Annotated in this window: 19 protein-coding genes; 12 read left to right on the top strand and 7 right to left on the bottom strand. The window is 32.0% G+C overall.

Annotation, left to right across the window (positions count from 1 at the left end; genetic code table 11):
- Positions 1-55 precede the first annotated feature (55 nt).
- Together COI44_RS06000 and COI44_RS05995 are read right to left on the bottom strand one after the other, a co-directional pair.
- Positions 56-880, bottom strand: coding sequence for a protein-glutamine gamma-glutamyltransferase (locus COI44_RS06000; RefSeq protein WP_286163788.1), 825 nt, complete (start codon positions 878-880; stop codon positions 56-58).
- A 155-nt stretch (positions 881-1,035) separates the two neighbouring features.
- The gene (locus COI44_RS05995; RefSeq protein ID WP_098427094.1) at positions 1,036-2,487 is read right to left on the bottom strand and encodes an aminotransferase class I/II-fold pyridoxal phosphate-dependent enzyme; all 1,452 of its coding nucleotides are present in this window, start codon (positions 2,485-2,487) and stop codon (positions 1,036-1,038) included.
- A 276-nt stretch (positions 2,488-2,763) separates the two neighbouring features.
- On the opposite strand from COI44_RS05995, the gene COI44_RS05990 reads away from it, so the two are divergent.
- On the top strand, positions 2,764-3,033 hold the full coding sequence (locus COI44_RS05990; protein WP_098427093.1) for a UPF0223 family protein: 270 nt from the start codon (positions 2,764-2,766) through the stop codon (positions 3,031-3,033).
- 218 nt (positions 3,034-3,251) lie between these two features.
- Here COI44_RS05990 and COI44_RS05985 read toward each other — a convergent pair whose 3' ends face one another.
- Entirely contained in the window at positions 3,252-3,881 is a 630-nt protein-coding gene (locus COI44_RS05985) for a YktB family protein (protein ID WP_098427092.1), read from the bottom strand.
- 195 nt (positions 3,882-4,076) lie between these two features.
- On the opposite strand from COI44_RS05985, the gene COI44_RS05980 reads away from it, so the two are divergent.
- Both COI44_RS05980 and COI44_RS05975 read left to right on the top strand, forming a co-directional pair.
- Positions 4,077-4,265: a hypothetical protein gene (locus COI44_RS05980; RefSeq protein ID WP_056468536.1), complete on the top strand. Its 189-nt coding sequence runs from the start codon at positions 4,077-4,079 to the stop codon at positions 4,263-4,265.
- Positions 4,266-4,481: 216 nt separating this feature from the next.
- Positions 4,482-5,285 carry an inositol monophosphatase family protein gene (locus COI44_RS05975; protein WP_098427091.1) on the top strand — a complete coding sequence of 268 codons (804 nt, stop codon included), beginning with the start codon at positions 4,482-4,484 and terminating at the stop codon, positions 5,283-5,285.
- Positions 5,286-5,359: 74 nt separating this feature from the next.
- Here COI44_RS05975 and COI44_RS05970 read toward each other — a convergent pair whose 3' ends face one another.
- Positions 5,360-5,545, bottom strand: coding sequence for a DUF5325 family protein (locus tag COI44_RS05970; RefSeq protein WP_069035553.1), 186 nt, complete (start codon positions 5,543-5,545; stop codon positions 5,360-5,362).
- A 203-nt stretch (positions 5,546-5,748) separates the two neighbouring features.
- Here COI44_RS05970 and typA point away from each other — a divergent pair, with 203 nt between their 5' ends.
- The 3 genes from typA to COI44_RS05955 all read left to right on the top strand — a co-directional run bounded on the left by typA (position 5,749) and on the right by COI44_RS05955 (position 8,364).
- Positions 5,749-7,593, top strand: a complete 1,845-nt coding sequence (typA, locus tag COI44_RS05965; RefSeq protein ID WP_179887021.1) for a translational GTPase TypA — start codon at positions 5,749-5,751, stop codon at positions 7,591-7,593.
- Between the two features lie 150 nt (positions 7,594-7,743).
- Positions 7,744-8,061 carry a YlaH-like family protein gene (locus COI44_RS05960; protein ID WP_286131616.1) on the top strand — a complete coding sequence of 106 codons (318 nt, stop codon included), beginning with the start codon at positions 7,744-7,746 and terminating at the stop codon, positions 8,059-8,061.
- 30 nt (positions 8,062-8,091) lie between these two features.
- Positions 8,092-8,364, top strand: a complete 273-nt coding sequence (locus COI44_RS05955; protein WP_098427090.1) for a hypothetical protein — start codon at positions 8,092-8,094, stop codon at positions 8,362-8,364.
- 654 nt (positions 8,365-9,018) lie between these two features.
- On the opposite strand, the gene COI44_RS05950 is transcribed toward COI44_RS05955, so the two are convergent.
- A complete protein-coding gene (locus COI44_RS05950; protein WP_056468526.1) occupies positions 9,019-9,219 on the bottom strand; it encodes a YlaI family protein in 201 nt (66 codons plus the stop codon).
- A 153-nt stretch (positions 9,220-9,372) separates the two neighbouring features.
- On the opposite strand from COI44_RS05950, the gene COI44_RS05945 reads away from it, so the two are divergent.
- A complete protein-coding gene (locus tag COI44_RS05945) occupies positions 9,373-9,828 on the top strand; it encodes a pyridoxamine 5'-phosphate oxidase family protein (protein WP_098427089.1) in 456 nt (151 codons plus the stop codon).
- Between the two features lie 158 nt (positions 9,829-9,986).
- On the top strand, positions 9,987-11,315 hold the full coding sequence (locus COI44_RS05940) for a PhoH family protein (protein WP_056468520.1): 1,329 nt from the start codon (positions 9,987-9,989) through the stop codon (positions 11,313-11,315).
- Between the two features lie 67 nt (positions 11,316-11,382).
- Here COI44_RS05940 and COI44_RS05935 read toward each other — a convergent pair whose 3' ends face one another.
- Complete coding sequence (locus COI44_RS05935; protein WP_098427088.1) at positions 11,383-11,871, bottom strand: hypothetical protein; 489 nt, start codon at positions 11,869-11,871, stop codon at positions 11,383-11,385.
- 334 nt (positions 11,872-12,205) lie between these two features.
- Here COI44_RS05935 and COI44_RS05930 point away from each other — a divergent pair, with 334 nt between their 5' ends.
- From COI44_RS05930 to pyc, 3 genes are all read left to right on the top strand, one after another.
- The gene (locus COI44_RS05930) at positions 12,206-12,496 is read left to right on the top strand and encodes an Fpa/YlaN family protein (RefSeq protein ID WP_069035558.1); all 291 of its coding nucleotides are present in this window, start codon (positions 12,206-12,208) and stop codon (positions 12,494-12,496) included.
- Between the two features lie 176 nt (positions 12,497-12,672).
- On the top strand, positions 12,673-13,815 hold the full coding sequence (locus COI44_RS05925) for an FtsW/RodA/SpoVE family cell cycle protein (protein WP_098427087.1): 1,143 nt from the start codon (positions 12,673-12,675) through the stop codon (positions 13,813-13,815).
- Between the two features lie 81 nt (positions 13,816-13,896).
- Positions 13,897-17,346, top strand: coding sequence for a pyruvate carboxylase (gene pyc / locus COI44_RS05920; protein ID WP_098427086.1), 3,450 nt, complete (start codon positions 13,897-13,899; stop codon positions 17,344-17,346).
- 120 nt (positions 17,347-17,466) lie between these two features.
- Here the strand turns inward: pyc and COI44_RS05915 are convergent, their stop codons facing one another.
- Entirely contained in the window at positions 17,467-18,402 is a 936-nt protein-coding gene (locus COI44_RS05915) for a COX15/CtaA family protein (RefSeq protein ID WP_098427085.1), read from the bottom strand.
- A 400-nt stretch (positions 18,403-18,802) separates the two neighbouring features.
- Between COI44_RS05915 and cyoE the strand changes: the two genes are divergently transcribed.
- Positions 18,803-19,723, top strand: coding sequence for a heme o synthase (gene cyoE, locus COI44_RS05910; protein ID WP_286163782.1), 921 nt, complete (start codon positions 18,803-18,805; stop codon positions 19,721-19,723).
- Positions 19,724-19,767: the final 44 nt, after the last annotated feature.

Below are 19,767 nucleotides of genomic sequence, written 5' to 3'. Positions count from 1 at the left end.
TTTTAATTAACACACAAAAAAGGGAGACCCCATTAAGAATCACCCACTTATCTTTTTATGCAATTTGAGTTTGATCTCCAATTCTTGCAGTTATAACGGCGGATGAAGCTTCACTCGTTGTAACTGGTATTAATTTTGAATGATCTTTTAAATATTGAGCCATTTCGTTCGAATCAATTCTAGTATTTAAATTTGTTAAAAAGGCAGAAACCATCGCAAAAGGATATCTATGCATATTTAAATGGTAAATAATCTCTGGTAATGAACGGATTCCGATACCATGACCATAATAATAATTACTTCCCATGGAAACAGTGTTTTCTCCTTGCCATTCTGGAGTCATTGGGTCAACTTCAGGATTTTTTATATAAACAACGTCACCAGGAGCTGGACGATCAACTTCAGACGTTAAAATAGCTAATTTTGGGTCGTAATTCCAAGTGTATAAGTATATGCCATTATCGAATAGTTGATCAAAAATTTCATAGCCCAAAAGATCTAGCAGGGCTTTATAAAATACCATTATGATTGCAGTTGCACATTCTGTTGCATAAAATTGTCCGTTGCGAAAAATATCATAAATTCCCATGGAAGTTCTTATGCCTGGCCTAAGTCTAAATCCACCCATTGGTGTGCGAATCCAAAACATAGGATTACAATATGCTCTTCTAAAAACCCTAAATTGCATGCCACTTGTTAATAAATCTTTAGAAGCCTGAAGTACATATGTTCTAATTGTCAAATCAAAAGATAATTCACGGTCCGATTTATAAATATGAGACTTTTTACTGTTTGTTAAACTAGACAATATTTCTTGATAAAGTTTATTATTCGAATCTTCGCTATTTTTTAATGAAGCATGAACAATTTTATTATTCACGACTATCAATGAGTCCACATCCTTACATAAAAACAATTTTTTCGTGCGAAATCAATATAATTACCTTACCTATCATATGCCTACATAATTTAGATGTGATTTTGAATACAAAAAAACTAGGATTCATTTCCTAGTTTCTTTTTATAAAACTTTAATTATTTTAATACTTTTAATGTTAATAATTCTTCGTCTTCTGGGCCTTGAACAGGTAATCCTGCTTCAATATTCTTTTTAATATAAACTAGATTTTCAAGTGTAATTTCTTCACCAGGTAAAAAGATAGGAATTCCAGGTGGATAAACCATTACAAATTCAGCAATAATTCTACCGACAGAATCCTCAAGTGGAACAGATTCTGTTTCGGAGTAAAATGCATCCCTAGGAGAGACTGCTAAATTTGGAATCGTTGGGATCTCAACGTTTAAATTTGTATTGTGCTCCGAGATGTCAAATTCAGTTACTAATACTTCAAGTGCATGAATTAACTGCTGAATGTCTTCTTCACTATCACCTGGTGTTAAAATGCAAAGAACATTATATAAATCAGACATTTCAACTTCAATATTAAATCGCTCTCTTAACCAAACTTCAACATCATGGCCCGTTATACCAAGTTTTTTTACACTGATTAATATTTTGGTAGGATCAAAGTTGAATGTAGCCTCTTTACCAACTAAATCATAACCAGGGCAATATAAACCATTGATTGAATTAATTTTATTACGTGCGTTATTTGCTAATCTAATAGTATTCGTAAGTAATTCTTCACCAACAGTTGCTAATCTCTTTCTTGCAACATCTAGTGAAGCAAGCAATAAATAAGATGTTGAAGTAGTTGTTAGCATACTTAGTACAGATTGTACTCTGTGGACATTCACAATGCCTTCTCTTACATTTAAAATGGAACTTTGAGTCATAGAGCCACCAAGCTTATGTACGCTCGTAGCGGCCATGTCAGCCCCCGCTTGCATCGCAGAGATCGGTAATTCGTTATGGAAATGAATATGTACACCATGCGCTTCGTCAACTAATACGGCTAAGCCATGTGAATGTGCTAATTCAACAATGCTTTTTAAATCTGCTACAAATCCAAAGTATGTAGGATTAATGACTAATACTGCTTTTGCATCAGGATTATTTAAAATGGCCTCTTTCACTGCATTTGTCGTAATACCATGTGAAATACCCAATTCACTATCAATTTCAGGATGAACAAAAATTGGTGTAGCGCCTGAGAAAATGATTGCAGATAAAACAGATTTATGAACATTTCTTGGAACGATAATTTTATCGCCAGGTCCACAAACGCTCATTACCATTGTCATGATCGCTCCACTTGTGCCTTGAACTGAAAAGAATGTGTGGTCTGCATCAAAAGCTTTTGCTGCAAGATCTTGTGCTTGTTTTATTTTACCTTTTGGATGATGTAGATCATCTAAAGGAGCAATGTTGATTAAATCGATCGATAATGCATTATCACCAATAAACTCTCTAAATGTTGGATCCATTCCATTTCCTTTTTTATGTCCTGGAATATGAAATTGAATAGGGTTCTTCTTTGCATGTTCTAATAAAGAAGAAAATAACGGCGTTTCAATTTGTTTCATTTAACATACACCCCATTTAATGAATAATAGTGTTTTTCGGAAGTGATATGTTTGTAAACAATTTAACTGTTTACTCTCATTAAGTTATAAACTGTCTTACCTTCATTTGAAAAACAAAAAGATTATATCATTCTATGAATTTTCTGTATAGAAAAATATTATAAAGTTATGAAATTTTATTCATCTGAATGAAATTATATCAATTTTTAAAATAAGAATGGAATTTAAAAAATGTGTTAAAATGGAATTAATTAGAAAATAGTAGGAGTGAAGTAAATGGATTACCAATACCCAATTTCATATGATTGGACAACAGATGAGACAATCGAAGTAATACAGTTCTACACATCAGTAGAAAAAGCATATGAAAAGGGAATAGATCGTGAAGTGTTAATGGCTACATACAAAAAGTTTAAATCAATTGTACCTAGTATTGCAGAAGAAAAAAAATTATGTAATGAGTTAGAGGAGATATCTGGCTATTCTGCATACAGAGTCATGCAAAAAGCTAAAAATGGTGCTCCTGGTGATAAAATTAAAATGTAGTATTAAATCAGTTAATCGTTAAAAATTAAATAATAAGAAAAATTCTTAAGTAAAAAAAAGCCCATTAAAGGATCATTAGCTACCTTCAATGGGCTTTTCTTATATAGGTATTGTTTAAGTAAATCAATTTCATATTTCGTCCTGTCGAAAAATGTGTAAAGAATGGGCATAGACTTTTGTTTTTGACATATGTATAATTAAACAACACTTATATTAATTCAGTTTATACTTATCTTGTATAAAGGAATTAAAGTATTATATGTTTCTATAGTACGTTGGATTAGTTCTTCCTTTGTAAGTGTAATTGCTTCATCTTTTGCAATTGTAATGCCACATAGGTATTCTGCTTTTTTTACATCATGAAATCTTTGAATACCTTTATTGAATTCATCTTTATTCATTTTACTTTTTTGTATCACATCAGGCTTCATATGATCGTAAGATACAACAAAATCTTTCGGAATCAGTTTGTAAAGTTTATTTTTATTCTTTTCAAAATTTATGGCAATCGATTGCTTATTTGGACTTTCATAAATAATTCCAAAGTAAACAAACAAGTGAGTACCCCACAGTCCAAATTGGAAATGAGGAAGCATCTTGTATCCACGATTATTTGTTGCAAAAGCAATCCAAGTATCTTTTGGAGCATTTACAGTACGCCTGGCATGCTTAGCAATATGGCCAAAAAAGTTTTGATCAGTTTGTACATTTAAAAAAGGTAATATTTCTTCTTCAATTTCTTTAAATTTTGGTTGAATTTCATTTTGTATAGCACTCATTCTAGTTTCTAATGTTGAGTCAGTTGTAAATATTTCAAAATCACTTTCTTTAAAAAAAGTTTGAGTCATTTTTGAACCCCCTAATTACATTATCTAATTAGTATACCATGTTTGTCCAAAACAAATGGGTAATATGTTTCTTCATAAAACAGTTACATTATAAGCTTAAATAACATATATTAGTAGCAAGATAAAAATCAGAAAATTTTGTTAATTAACTTTTACAGTTTGTTTTGCCAACTTATATTCTATGGAGGGATAATGATGAGACAAGTGATTAATGCGTTAAAAAGAACTGATGCAGAAAAGAGAATTCCTGTACTTAGATTAGAATTAGATTACGAACTAGCTACACTATTCGATGCTATGACAGTCAATGATAATGAAGCAATGATTGAATCTAAGAAGAAATTAGAATTATTAAGATTAGAATTAATTCGTCTAGAAGCTTAGCGAGTTTATTTACCGAACCTTTAAATAGGTTCGTTTTTCTGTGCGCTAAATCTTCCGCTAATTGCCCAATGGTCTATCGTATGCCCACCCTCCAAAATAGTTCCTCATCTTAAATAAAAATCATTTCATTAGGTTTTTTTAGGTTTAAATTGGTAAACTGATAAACAGGGACCATTAAATATAAGTTTTAGCACGTAGAGTTTGGAGTGTTTAATTATGAATGTAGACTGGAAAGAAATTGAACAATTCGCGAGGAAATTGCTTCAAGAGGCAGCTGAAAATATTAAAAGCTCTTTATACGACTCCATAACAATCAATACTAAATCAAACGAAAATGACTTAGTAACAAATAAAGATGAAGAAATTGAAAAATTCTTTTACGAAAAAATAAAAAAGAAATTTCCAAATCATTACTTACTAGGTGAAGAAGGTAAAGGCGATGATTTGGATCAAGTAACTGGGGTTATATGGATTCTTGATCCAATCGATGGAACGATGAATTTTGTTCACCAAAAACGTAATTTTATGATTTCTTTAGGTATTTATGAAAATGGAATCGGTAAAATGGGTTTTATAATGGATGTAATACATAATGAACTATATTTTGCTAAAAAAGGTGAAGGAGCTTATTTAAATGATCTCGAATTAACACCTTTGAAAAATGTAGTAATAGAAGAGGCTATTATAGCTGTAAATGCTATTTGGTTAACTAAAAATCGTTATTTAAACCATGAAAAATTAAGTAATCTTGTTCGAAAAGTTAGAGGAAGTAGGTCATACGGTTCGGCAGCGATGGAAATGGTCTATGTGGCAATGGGGAGGGTTGATGCATATATCACCCCAAGATTATCACCTTGGGATTTTGCCGCGGGTAAAATTATTGTTGAAGAACTAGGCGGAATATGTACTACGCTCAAAAATGAAAGCCTTTCAATTCTTAAAAAAAGCTCAGTGCTAGTAAGTAACGCTTCGATACATAACGAATTGCTCACTGATTATATCGAATTTCTACAAAAATAATAAAAAGAAGGTAAGTTTGGTTTATAACTTGCCTTCTTTTTATTGTGTAGACAGTGTTCAAAAAAAAGAGAAGACTATAACTTGCCTTCTCTTTTTAATTTAGCACGTAATGAAAAACCATAACCTACTAATGATATTGAAATAATTAGTGAAATAACAGCGCCAATAGTACTTAGTTCTGCTAGCATTATACCAACTAGAATTAAGAAGATTACGGATAAAGTTGCAACGCAGAAAAGTCTAAATTTTATGCTAGACATGGTGAATCCTCCTGTTCATAATTCTTATTTTACTCTTTGTCGAATCGGATGTAAATTTGAAAAAAGTAAAACTTTACTAAATATTTATTAATAATTTATATTTTTGATTAAACATTTTCTTGATATATTTCCGTGTGCATGTGCTATAATGTTTTAGTTAATAATGAAAATAGATGTGTAGACATTTTAGGAGTGAATATATTTTGAAAAAAAGAGAAGATTTACGCAATATAGCAATTATTGCGCACGTTGACCATGGGAAAACAACGTTAGTTGATGAGTTATTAAAACAATCAGGAACATTCCGTTCAAACGAAAACGTTAATGAACGTGCAATGGACTCTAATGATATAGAACGTGAACGTGGAATTACAATTTTAGCTAAAAATACTGCGATCCAATACGAAGGTAAACGTATTAACATCATGGATACTCCTGGACACGCCGATTTTGGTGGAGAAGTAGAACGTATCATGAAAATGGTTGATGGTGTTCTTTTAGTTGTAGATGCATATGAAGGTTGTATGCCACAAACTCGTTTCGTATTGAAAAAAGCTTTAGAACAACATTTAACACCAATCGTAGTTGTAAATAAAATCGACCGTGACTTCGCACGTCCTGATGAAGTAGTTGACGAAGTAATCGATTTATTTATTGAATTAGGTGCAGATGAAGATCAATTAGAATTCCCAGTTGTATTCGCATCAGCTATCAACGGAACTTCTAGTTTAGAATCTGATCCTTCTAAACAAGAACCAAATATGAATGCTCTATTCGATACAATTATTGAGCACATTCCATCTCCAATCGATAATAGTGAAGAGCCTTTACAATTCCAAGTAACATTATTAGACTACAATGACTATGTTGGACGTATCGGTATCGGACGTATTTTCCGTGGAACAATGCAAGTTGGTCAATCAGTTGCTTTAATGAAACTTGATGGATCAGTTAAACAATTCCGTATTACAAAAATGTTTGGATTCATTGGATTAAAACGAATTGAAATCGAAGAAGCAAAAGCTGGTGACTTAGTAGCAGTATCTGGTATGGAAGATATCAACGTTGGTGAAACAGTATGTCCTGCTGAACACCAAGAAGCACTTCCAATCTTACGTATTGATGAGCCAACTCTTCAAATGACATTCTTAGTTAATAATTCACCTTTTGCTGGTCGTGAAGGTAAATTTGTAACTTCTCGTAAAATTGAAGAAAGATTATTACAAGAACTTCAAACAGACGTAAGTTTACGTGTAGAAAATACAGATTCTCCTGATGTATGGATCGTTAGTGGACGTGGGGAGCTTCACTTATCAATCCTAATTGAAAACATGCGTCGTGAAGGATATGAGCTTCAAGTTTCAAAACCAGAAGTTATCATTCGTGTGATTGACGGTGTAAGATGTGAGCCAGTTGAGCATGTACAAATTGACGTTCCTGAAGAATATACTGGTTCAATCATGGAATCAATGGGTGCTCGTAAAGGTGAAATGAGAGATATGGTGAATAATGGTAACGGCCAAGTTCGTTTAACATTTATGGTACCAGCTCGTGGATTAATTGGTTATACTACAGAGTTCTTAACTTTAACTCGTGGTTATGGAATCATTAACCATTCATTTGATAGCTATCAACCAGCTATTCAAGGTCAAGTTGGTGGACGTCGTCAAGGTGTATTAGTATCAATGGAAACTGGTAAAGCTTCAACATACGGAATTATGGGTCTAGAAGACCGTGGTGTAATTTTCCTTGAGCCAGGAACAGATGTTTACGATGGTATGATTGTTGGTGAGCATAACCGTGATAATGATTTATCAGTAAACGTTGTTAAAGTTAAACATGCTACTAATATTCGTTCAGCAAATAAAGACCAAACAACAACAATGAAAAAACCACGTATTATGACGCTTGAAGAATCTTTAGAATACTTAAATGATGATGAGTACTGTGAAGTAACACCAACATCAATTCGTTTACGTAAAAAGCTTCTTGATAAAAATGAGCGTGAGCGTGCAGCGAAAAAGAAAAAATTCGCTGAACAAGAGTAATTAAATTTTAAAATAATTATGATATAATAAAACCGACTAGAAGATAGTCGGTTTTATTTTTGTAGACCAAAGTACAAAAAGTTGAATTTTAAGACGGTCTAAAAACGAATAGAAGTATTCAGTTTTATTATTTAATAGGGGGATATGGATTTGGAAAAAGCTCCAAAGGGATTTGAATTTGTCATTACACAGTTAATAAATATAACTCATGATATTCATCTTTCAATGTGGATATTATATGGTTTAATTGTTGTATTATGTATTGTGGTATATCATTTAGGTTTCGCAAAAAAATTGAGCATCCTTAAAAGTTTAATCATTTATGTTTTACTTATGATCGGTTGTAGTTTCCTTACTTTCTTAGCTTTAAGGATACCAATCGTGGAAGCATTACTTGCAAGTGTTTTCGTGTTAGGTGTATATAAGGTTCGTTTACATCAATCAAAAAAGAATAATGCTACTACATAATCTAACACTTTTTAGAAAGTTGGTATTTAGATGAAATCTGTTCAGGACGCTTTATATAATTGGTTAACGATAAAAGTTATATATGAAGGTAGACCTTCGGATGAAGCTGCTAAAGAGACGTATGAGATGTTTGATTCGATTTTAAAAGAGGATCATCAAGTATCTAACGTGAAAATAGAAAAAATGGAAGATTTTTATTTAATCACATTTACACAATCAGAAAAAGAGCGTACTACACGCTTTCCAATTGAAATGATTGATTGCTTTTTAGATCAAGTAAAAGTGAATCCAGAGAAGTATTAAAAACCTAGAAATAAATCTAGGTTTTTTTGTTTAAACTTTTAGTGGATGTATAAATGCAAATAATATCTAAGACTTGATCGGATTTCCACAAAAAAACACTGTTGGCTTCTTTTTTAAGAATGGTGAAATTAAACGCTTTATAGGGAAAACATTATTAGGTGGAACATTATTGATGGATGTTAAAATTCCTTTTTGGATGAACTATTAATGAATTTAAATGTTAATGTATTTCAACAATTTTAATATACCAACAAACTATAGTAATTGTTTATTTAAGAAGCACACATTATTAAGAGAAATTTTTAGATATATAATTTTAAATGATTAGTAATTAAGTTGATGTTCGATCTTAATTGAAGTATTAACTGATTAAAAATGTAATTTTACTCTAAGTAAAGGATTTTTGATTAGCATTTTATCGTAAACTTTTTTTAATGAATAAGTTGATTGGAACGGAGGGGTGCTCGACTCCTATGGGATAAGCGGGAAGGCTGAGACCTCGCAGGCTCGCCGAGGAGGCTTAGGTCCCGCCCCATGGAAAGCGAGCATCCTGTAGTGGAAATCAACCACACTAAACTCCTTTTACGAAAATTTGGGAATATATTGACAAGTTTTTCAACAACGTAAAAAAGAAGCCTAATTGGCTTCTTTAATTTACCACTCGTCATTGTCCTTTACCGGTTTTAAGAAACGGAAATTTCCTGTTGCAATTCTTTGTTCTGTTTTTATTTTAATTCGATCGTAACATTCAGAGCATGTATATGTATGGATAGGACGATTTCTTAATTTTTTTGCAATAGGTGATTCATCGCTAATAGATTCGCTTTTATCACAAATCATGCATTTAACTCTCATATGAAATTTCTCTCCTTATATATGGAACTTAAGTTAACATAATTATAACAGGTTTTAGAATATATTTTTAGAAAACAGTGGTTTTAGCAGGAAGTTTTCAATAAACTTTGAATTATATTAGTATACTCTTTATTTGAAGGAGATGAAATAGTGATGGCAAACAGTATTGAGAAAACATTATCACCAAGCTTATTAGAAGATTGTAATAAAGAAAAGATTGTTTTTTTAAGTACTTTTAACTCCGAAAAGAATGCACCAGTTACGAATGCAATTTCTTGGCTTGCTGCTTTAGATGATAAAACGATTCGATTTGCAGTAGATCAAAGATCAGCAATTATATCAAATATTGAAAAGGTTGAAGGGGTATCATTAAGCTTATTCTCAAATGAAACAGTTTATAGTATCTCAGGAAATGCAAAAATTTTAACGAAGCAAATGTCTGGGATTCCATTAAAATTAGCGTGTATAGAAGTAGAAGTTAATGAAGTAAAAAATATATTGTTTTATGGGTCTAAAATAACAGTCGAACCGGAGTATGCAAAAACTTATGATGAGAGGGCTGCAAAAAAATTAGATGTAGCAGTTTTAAGTGGTCTTAGATCCAACTGAGCTTTAAACATTAAAAAATATTCTAAAGTAGAGAGAATTTCATATAATATATTAACGGTTCGTCCATTCTTCGACTAGTAACCAAATGTAAGACCAATCAATTTAGAAATAAAACTAATTATTCTAATCTGAGTTATTTTTAGTCAGGAGGTTAAGGATTGAGTAAAATATATGTTCTCGACACCAATGTACTACTGCAAGACCCACTAGCAATCTTTTCATTTGAAGATAATGAAGTAGTTGTACCAGCTGTTGTATTAGAGGAAGTAGACTCAAAGAAGAGATATATGGATGAAGTTGGTCGTAATGCTAGGTATGTATCCAAACTTATTGATAGCTTTCGAGAACTAGGGAAATTACATGAAAGTATTCCTCTTGAAAACGGTGGTTCATTTAGAATTGAATTAAATCATCGCTCATTTCAACAATTGCAAGAGATCTTTGTTGAAAAAACGAACGATAATCGCATTTTAGCTGTTGCAAAAAACTTATCACTTGAAGAAGAAGCAAAAGAAAGCGGAAAAACAGTGATTTTAGTTAGTAAAGATACATTAGTTCGTGTAAAAGCGGATGCATTAAATTTATTAGCTGAAGATTATTTAAGTGATCGAGTAGTGGAAGTCGATCATATTTATACCGGTTATTTAGAGTATTACATAAATACAGATTTATTAAACAAGTTTTACGAGAAAACTGAACTTCCTGTTTCAGATATAGCGAACCATCCATTTTATCCTAATCAATTCATCGTGTTAAAGGATGCTCTCGGTGGTAAGAGCTCAGCTCTTGGAGTTGTAGATAAAACGGGTACAAAAATTAAGAAATTTGTTTTCTCAAATGAACATATTTGGGGCATAAGGCCAAGAAATGCACAACAGTCCATGGCCTTAGAATTACTACTTCGAGACGATATACCATTAGTCACATTGATTGGAAAAGCAGGAACCGGAAAAACTTTATTAGCTTTAGCAGCAGGTTTAATGCAAAGTGAGGACCTGCAAAGCTATAAAAAGTTATTAGTTGCTAGACCGATTGTTCCAGTTGGAAAGGATCTTGGTTATTTACCAGGTGAAAAGGATGAAAAACTACGTCCATGGATGCAACCGATTTATGATAATCTAGAATACTTATTCAATACGAAAAAACCCGGAGAACTTGATGCGATATTAGCCGGAATGGGCTCAATTGAAGTAGAAGCTTTAACTTATATAAGAGGTAGAAGTATCCCAGAGCAATTTATTATTATAGATGAGGCACAAAATCTAACTAGGCATGAAGTAAAAACAATTTTAACTCGCGTTGGTGATAAGAGTAAAATTGTATTAATGGGGGATCCAGAACAAATTGATCATCCATATTTAGATGAATACAACAATGGATTAACTTATGTAGTTGAAAAATTTAAAGATCAAAAAATAAGTGGACATGTAAAACTAATAAAAGGCGAACGTTCATCAATTGCCCAACTTGCAGCGGATATATTGTAATAATTAAATGCTTACAAAAGCAACATCTTACCAAAATCGATCAGTAAGATGTTGCTTTTGTTTTTAACTATAAAATAATTTTCTTGATTGAAGTAATTGGTGTTTCTTTATTTGTGGTATCAGCAAAATATAAATGTACTGGCCCATCTTCAAGGATTCTCTTGCCATTGTATGAAAAAGCTAAATAACTTTCATATACAGTTTCAAAAGGTAATTTTATTAATTCACCTTCTGTTTCGATCGTAACTTCTGAATCACGATTTTTCGGATTACTATTATCTATAAAATAAGAAAATGGCATTGCATATGATTCTTTAAGCCATTCTTTTTTTTGAGTAGCATATAAAGGGCTATTATCAACCTTCGCACCTTCAACAATTTCACGATCCCAATGCTTTGAAACACTTTTCGTATATTGCTCAAGCTCATCAACCTTTTTCAAATCACCAGCTAATAAACTATCTAACTTAACCTTTCTTTCATCAAAAATCCAAACACTTGGATCAATCGTTAACGGAAACTCAACGTTACCAGTTAATTGAAAAACATCACTCATATAATAAAACTCCTTCTATGTACTAAGTCTACCTATAGTGTACGACTATTTTAAGTAAAAAGACAAACAATTGAACAAAGATAGCGCTTTATTTTCATTTAAGTATTATTGTGTTTTCAGCTTTTTTTAGTGATTTAATGAGCGGTTTTTTTTTGTAGAAATTAGATTACAATATAAAATCTACATCCTAACATAAGAAAATTCTAATAAATAAACTGTTGCAAAATATAATTTTCTAAGTGACATATTTGCAAAAATTTTGATTTAAGTTGATTTTTCCTAAAAAGAACTATAATATTAAATAGATAGCTTGTACGGAAGCGGAGGGAGAAAATTGAGGTCTGATGCTGTAACAGATTACAAAGATAAAGCATTTGAATTATTAAAAAAAGATGCTGAAAAAATATTAAAATTAATAAATGTGCAACTTGATCATTTAACGATGCCACAATGCCCTCTATATGAAGAGGTTTTAGATACTCAAATGTTTGGATTATCAAGGGAGATTGATTTTGCTTCTCGTTTAGGTTTAATTGAAGCAGAACAAGGTAGAGAACTTCTTTCTGAACTTGAGCGTCAACTATCTGCTCTACATGAAGCGTTTACAGATCAAAAGAATAAATAATTATTAGCAACAAAAGTTCAAACATTAAATGTTTGAGCTTTTTTTTGTGAATTTTTTTAATTGTTATAAGTAATAAATCTATTAATCTATGTTACAATATTTTTATTTAAAAAGGGAATTTAGCAAAATAGTTGAATACATAAAGTATAATTAATCAAAGCAGGGATGATTAAGTAATGTTAAAAAAATATTTGAAAAATATTGATTATATGATTTTTGTTCCATTATTAGTGTTATGTTTATTTGGATTAATTATGGTGTATAGTGCAAGCTCACCATTACCATCCATACGTTATCAAAGTGAACATTGGCCAAGTGACTATTTCTTTCATAAGCAATTAGTTGCCTTTGAAGTAGGGATGTTTGCATTTGTTTTTTTTATGTTTTTACCTGCAACTTTCTTTAGAAAAAGAATTGCTTTGATATTAAATGTGGCTGTAAGTTTAGGATTACTTATTGCAGTTCTACTCTTTGGTGAAGTTAGAAATAATGCAAAAAGCTGGGTATTTGGAATTCAACCAGCCGAGTTAATCAAATTAGGATCAATTGTTCTTTTAGCAAGTTGGTACTCCAAAAGACAAAAGCGAATTACAAAGAACTGGAAAATGTTATTTGCTCCATGGACCATAGTTGCTATTTATATCATCCTATTGAGATTACAACCGGATACAGGTACAGCTTTATTAATAATCGGTACTTGTGCTGTAGTTTCGTTTTGTAGTGGTTTTATTGTTAAGAGATTAATTCTCCTATTCGTTGGTGGGATTGGATTACTATATCCATTAATTAGTATTTGTATCAGTTTAGGGATCGGATTAACAGATGTACAAGTAAATCGATTTTTAGCTTTCCGAAATCCTTTTGACTATGCGCAAGGAATCGGATTTCAGATCGTAAATTCGCTAATCGCATTTGCAAATGGTGGGCTTACAGGAGTTGGATTAGGAAAAAGTATTCAAAAACTAGGTTACTTACCTGAGCCTCATACTGACTTTATTCTAGCTATAATCGGTGAAGAAACAGGTTTAATAGGAGTAATTGTAGTTATTTTATGTATATTCATAATTGTTTGGCGTGGATTGTTAATAGCTCATCAATCAAAGGATTCTTTTGATTCATTATTAGCTACAGGGATTAGTGCAATCATCGTCATTCAATCATTTGTAAATATTGGAGGAGTTACTTCGTTAATTCCACTTACGGGTGTTCCGTTACCTTTTGTTAGTTATGGAGGAACTTCGTTAATCGTTATGCTTTCTATGGTTGGTATTTTAATGAATATTTCAATACGAAATAAGATTCATAAAGAAACTTTATAAAATCTTCAAAAATGCATTTTGAAAAAGTTTATTCTTAATTTATTGATAATTATCTTTCATAAATACAGGAGGCTTACACAAATGACTTACACGAAACAGATTAAAAAAGTTCTTGTTGCTAACCGAGGTGAAATTGCAATTCGAGTATTTCGAGCTTGCACTGAGTTAGGAATTAGAACAGTTGGTATTTATTCTAAAGAAGATGAAGGGTCATATCACCGTTATAAAGCTGACGAAGCATACATAGTTGGAAAAGGTAAAAAGCCAATTGATGCTTATCTAGATATTGAAGGTATTATTGAAATTGCAAAGAAAAACAATGTAGATGCAATCCATCCAGGATATGGATTCTTATCAGAAAATATTAAATTTGCTCAGAGATGTGAAGAAGAGGGCATTATTTTTATCGGGCCATATTCAAGACACTTAGATATTTTTGGAGATAAAATTAAAGCGAAGCAGCAAGCTCTTCAAGCTAATTTGCCAATCATTCCAGGTAGCAATGGACCAGTAAACTCATTGGATGATGTAAAGGAATTTGGTGAAACTTATGGATTCCCGATTATCATTAAAGCTGCTCTAGGTGGCGGCGGTCGTGGAATGAGGATTGTCCGTACGAATGCAGGATTAAAAGATGCATACGAGCGTGCTAAGTCTGAAGCAAAAGCTGCTTTTGGTAATGATGAAGTTTATGTTGAGAAGTATATTGAAAATCCAAAGCATATTGAAGTTCAAATATTAGGAGATAACCAAGGTAATATCATTCATTTGTTTGAACGCGATTGTTCAATTCAAAGAAGACATCAAAAATTAGTTGAAGTTGCACCATGTACTTCGATTAGTGAAGATTTAAGAAATAGAATTTGTGATGCAGCTGTTCAATTGATGAAAGAAGTAGAATATGTAAACGCTGGTACAGTTGAATTTTTAGTTTCAGGTAATGATTTTTATTTTATTGAGGTTAACCCTCGCGTACAAGTTGAACATACAATTACTGAAATGATTACAGGAATTGATATTGTTCAAACACAGATCTTAATTGCACAAGGTAATAGTTTACATAGTGATAAAGTAGGAATTCCATTGCAAGATGAGATTCCAAAAATTGGCTTTGCGGTTCAAGCACGTGTTACAACGGAGGACCCACTAAATAATTTTATGCCTGATACTGGAAAAATTATGGCATATCGTTCAGGTGGAGGTTTTGGTGTAAGGTTAGACACGGGTAACAGCTTCCAAGGTGCTGTTATTACACCTTACTATGATTCATTATTAGTAAAAGTAACGACTCATGCATTGACATTCGAAGGCGCAATTGCGAAGTTAAATCGAAATTTAAAAGAATTCCGTATCCGTGGGATTAAAACAAATATTCCTTTTTTAGAAAATGTTACGACACATCCAGATTTCTTATCTGGTGAGTATAATACTTCTTTTGTAGACTCATCTCCGGAATTATTTGTTTTTGCAAAAAGAAGAGACCGTGGAACAAAATTATTAAATTATATCGGCAATGTAACAGTGAATGGATTTCCAGGTATATCGGTTAAAGAAAAACCAGCTTATGATGATATTATCATTCCAAATGTAAATCATATTAAAAATGCTGAAAGTGGAACGAAACAATTACTAGATAAATTAGGTGCTGAAGAATTTTCGAAGTGGTTAAAAAATCAACCGAATGTTTTATTTACAGACACAACGTTTAGGGATGCTCATCAATCACTGCTTGCAACGAGAATTCGTTCAAAAGACCTAATTACAGTAGCAGAACAAACGTCAAAATTATTACCTAACTTATTCTCTATGGAAATGTGGGGCGGAGCGACTTTTGATGTAGCGTACCGTTTCTTAAATGAAGATCCATGGGAAAGATTATTAAATTTAAGAGAACAAGTTCCAAATGTATTATTCCAAATGCTTTTACGTGGATCAAATGCAGTTGGTTATAAAAATTACCCTGATAATCTTGTTAAAAAGTTTATTGAAGCATCGGCTCAAGCAGGAATCGATGTATTTAGAATATTTGATAGTCTAAATTGGATTAAAGGGATGGAAGTCGCAATAGATGCTGTAAGAGAGAGTGGAAAGCTTGCTGAGGCATCGATTTGTTACACCGGAGATATATTAGACCCAACTAGAACAAAATATAATCTAGCGTATTATAAAGAGCTTGCAAAGGATTTAGAATCGGCTGGTGCACATATTTTAGCTATTAAAGACATGGCTGGTTTATTAAAGCCTCAGGCTGCTTACACGTTAATTAGTGAATTGAAGGATACTGTAGATCTACCAATCCACTTACATACTCATGATACGAGTGGAAATGGGTTATACACATATGTAAAAGCAATCGAAGCTGGCGTTGATGTTGTAGACATCGCAATTGGAAGTATGTCTGGCTTAACTTCTCAGCCAAGTGCAAATAGTTTATATTATGCTCTAAAAGGTTCAAATAACGAGATAAACTTAAATATAAACGGCTTAGAGCAGTTATCAACCTACTGGGAAGGCGTTCGTAAGTATTATAGTAGCTTTGAAAGTGGTATGGTTTCACCACACACAGAGGTTTATCAACATGAAATGCCAGGTGGTCAGTATTCTAACTTAAAACAACAAGCTAAAGGTGTTGGTTTAGGAGACCGATTTGAAGAAGTTAAGGATATGTATGGTAGGGTAAATCAACTATTTGGAGATGTCGTTAAAGTAACACCATCTTCTAAAGTAGTTGGAGATATGGCATTGTTTATGGTTCAAAATAATTTAGATGAAGATTCTGTATATGAAAAAGGAGAAAATATCGATTTTCCTGATTCAGTAATAGAATTTTTTGAAGGAAAATTGGGACAACCTCATGGAGGATTTCCAAAGAGTTTACAACGCATCATCTTAAAAGGCAGACAGCCATTGACTGAAAGAGCTGGGGAGACATTAAAACCGATTGATTTTAAAGATGTTGAGGAGTATTTATTCAAGACGTTAAATCGTCAGGTTACTAATTTTGATATATTAGCTTATTGCTTATATCCTAAAGTATTTATGGACTATCAAAAAAATGTAGAAAGCTATGGGGACTTATCTGTACTTGATACACCTTCTTTCTTCCATGGAATGAAATTAGATGAAGAGATTAAAGTAGATATTGAACGTGGTAAAACACTGATTGTTAAACTTGTTTCGATTGGTCAAGCTCAGCCTGATGGAACAAGAGTTATCTACTTTGAATTAAATGGTCAGCCTCGAGAAATAGTGGTTAAAGATTACTCAGTCAAATCTACTGTCGTTCAAAAAAGAAAAGGGGACACTAGTAATCCAAACCATATTAACGCAACAATGCCAGGTACTGTTTTAAATGTACTTGTTAAAAAGGGCGATGTAGTTGAAAAAGGTCAAACTTTAGCAATTACAGAAGCGATGAAAATGGAAACAACTGTCCAATCTCCATTTACAGGTGTAGTAAGAGATATTCTGATTACATCAGGGGAAAGTATTTCTACAGGTGATCTACTAATAGAACTAGATCAAAGATAAAAAGTACAAAGTATAGCGAAGTTAGAGAAGCTGCAATATAAAGGCTACTCTTCTTCGCTATCATTTTTAATGTAAAAAAAAAGGTATTTCTTCTACATTTAAGTGGAAGAAATACCTTTTTTAAGAGATATTTTTATTTTGAAGTAACTCAGAATTTGAGCTTTTACTTCTTGTACAAACTAAACTTTGGAAACTAAAGATCGCAAACAAGCATGAGATTAATATAGCATGTGTTAATGCAACATAAATATTTAGGTTTGTAAAAACTATAACCGCTCCACAAATTACTTGAAGTGTAACAAGAATTAAAGATACAGACCATCCAAAATAAATGCCACGTTCATTACGATAGTATTTATAAGCATGTACAAATGCAATAATTACCCAGACGAATAAAAGAAAAGCAGCGAATCGATGTCCCATTTGAATCCATTCATGAACTTGTGTAGGAAATCCATTGTTTGCTTTACTGCATAGTGGCCAGCTAGGGCAAGCTAAGCTAGCATTCTCGTGGCGAACAAGAGCGCCAGTATAAACTACTAAGTATGAATAAATCCATAAACCATAAGTATGAAATTTCATTCTTTTTCCGACATAAAAAGAATTTTTTTGATAATTGCGATCACGCTCAAAAATTAATAATGTTAACATGACTACAGCTGCAAAACAAATTAGAGAAATACCAAAATGAATTGCTTTTACAGCTGGGACTTGACCCCAAACAACTGCGGCTGCCCCAATTAATGCTTGTGCAATTAGAAAAATACAAGAAATGATTGCTAAAAACTTTGTTTCTCTTTTATGAGGAATGACAATCCAAGCAAGCACTGCTAATAATAAAACAAATATCCCAGCAAGGCCTGATGCTGCACGATGAGATAATTCAATGACAGTTTGAATAGTTAGATGATCAGGAATGATTTGACCTTTACAAAGAGGCCATGATCTTCCACAACCGAGTCCAGAATTAGTCTTTGTTACGAGTGCACCACCCAATAAAACAATTAAAAGAATGAATGAGGTAATTAACGATACCCCTTTTAAAACACGTAGCAAGTATATCCACCCACTTTTATAAAATAATAATAATTTTAAAATTTAATTATTAAAAAAATTATTCTGTAAATAATACTTCTATATCATATAAGATTACGACACAAAATTCAAAGGTAACCTTCATATTTAGACATAATATTTGTTTTTTCTTAACTTTGAATGTATTCATTTTTAAAATATAGAAATAATTAATTTTATAATTAAATAGTATTTAGTATTGAAAAGATAGGCTGTTTACGATAAAATTTTTTTGAAACGTACACAATTTGTTCATATATTTATCACAAAAATTTCATTGAATTTAGTTTAATAGAAGTATGTCTAAATTAAAAACTCATTATGAACCATTAAAAAATGGGTATGAAAAATGAAGTTTTGCAAAAAAAAGAGGAGGATTGACTTGGAACAATTAGCTAATAATGTTTCTAAAAACGAAGAAACTAATCATCCTTCTAGGTCACTAAAGAAAGATTTACTTTCTTTAATGAAAATAGGGATCGTAAACTCTAATATACTGACAACTTTTACAGGTATCTGGTTAGCAATCCAAATAAATGGATTAGATATATTAGATTATTTACCAAAAGCAATTATTACTGTAATTGGTTCATCACTTATTATTGCGGGATCATGTGTAATCAATAACTATATTGATCGTGATATTGATCCATATATGGAGAGAACTAAAAACAGACCAACTGTAACTGGTAATATTAAACCAAGCGTTACAATTTCGATTGGTATTCTTTTATTAATTGTGGGCTTTACATTTATGGCTTTCACAACCTTAATGGCTGTTGTATATGCATTTATTGGTGCATTTACATATATCGTACTATACACTCTTTGGACGAAACGTAATTACACGTTAAACACAGTAGTAGGTAGTATATCTGGTGCAGCACCCCCATTAATTGGATGGGCAGCAATCGATGCGAATTTGCATCCAATTGCTTGGATGCTGTTTTTAATCATGTTTATATGGCAACCACCTCATTTCTTAGCACTTGCGATGAGACGTTCTGAAGAATACAAAAGAGCGGGAATTCCAATGCTACCGGTGGTTTACGGATTTGAAATGACGAAACGTCAAGTGATGATTTGGGTATTATGTTTATTACCACTGCCATTTTACATGCAAGCTCTAGGTTTACCATTTATTATTTTTGCAACAATATTGAATATTGGATGGGTTATTTTAGGATTATATTGTTATAAACAAAAGGATGATCAAAAGTTCTCTAAACTGATGTTTATATACTCCATTAACTATTTAACTCTTCTATTTATGTCAATGATTGTGTTTACAATTTCGTTTTAATTAGGGGTATTACGGGGGATTTTTTTATTGTTTGTTTAATCTTA

The organism is Bacillus sp. AFS088145 (assembly GCF_002564465.1).
Classification (GTDB): Bacteria; Bacillota; Bacilli; order Bacillales; family Bacillaceae_G; genus Gottfriedia.
This window is presented reverse-complemented; position numbering and strand designations above follow the sequence as displayed.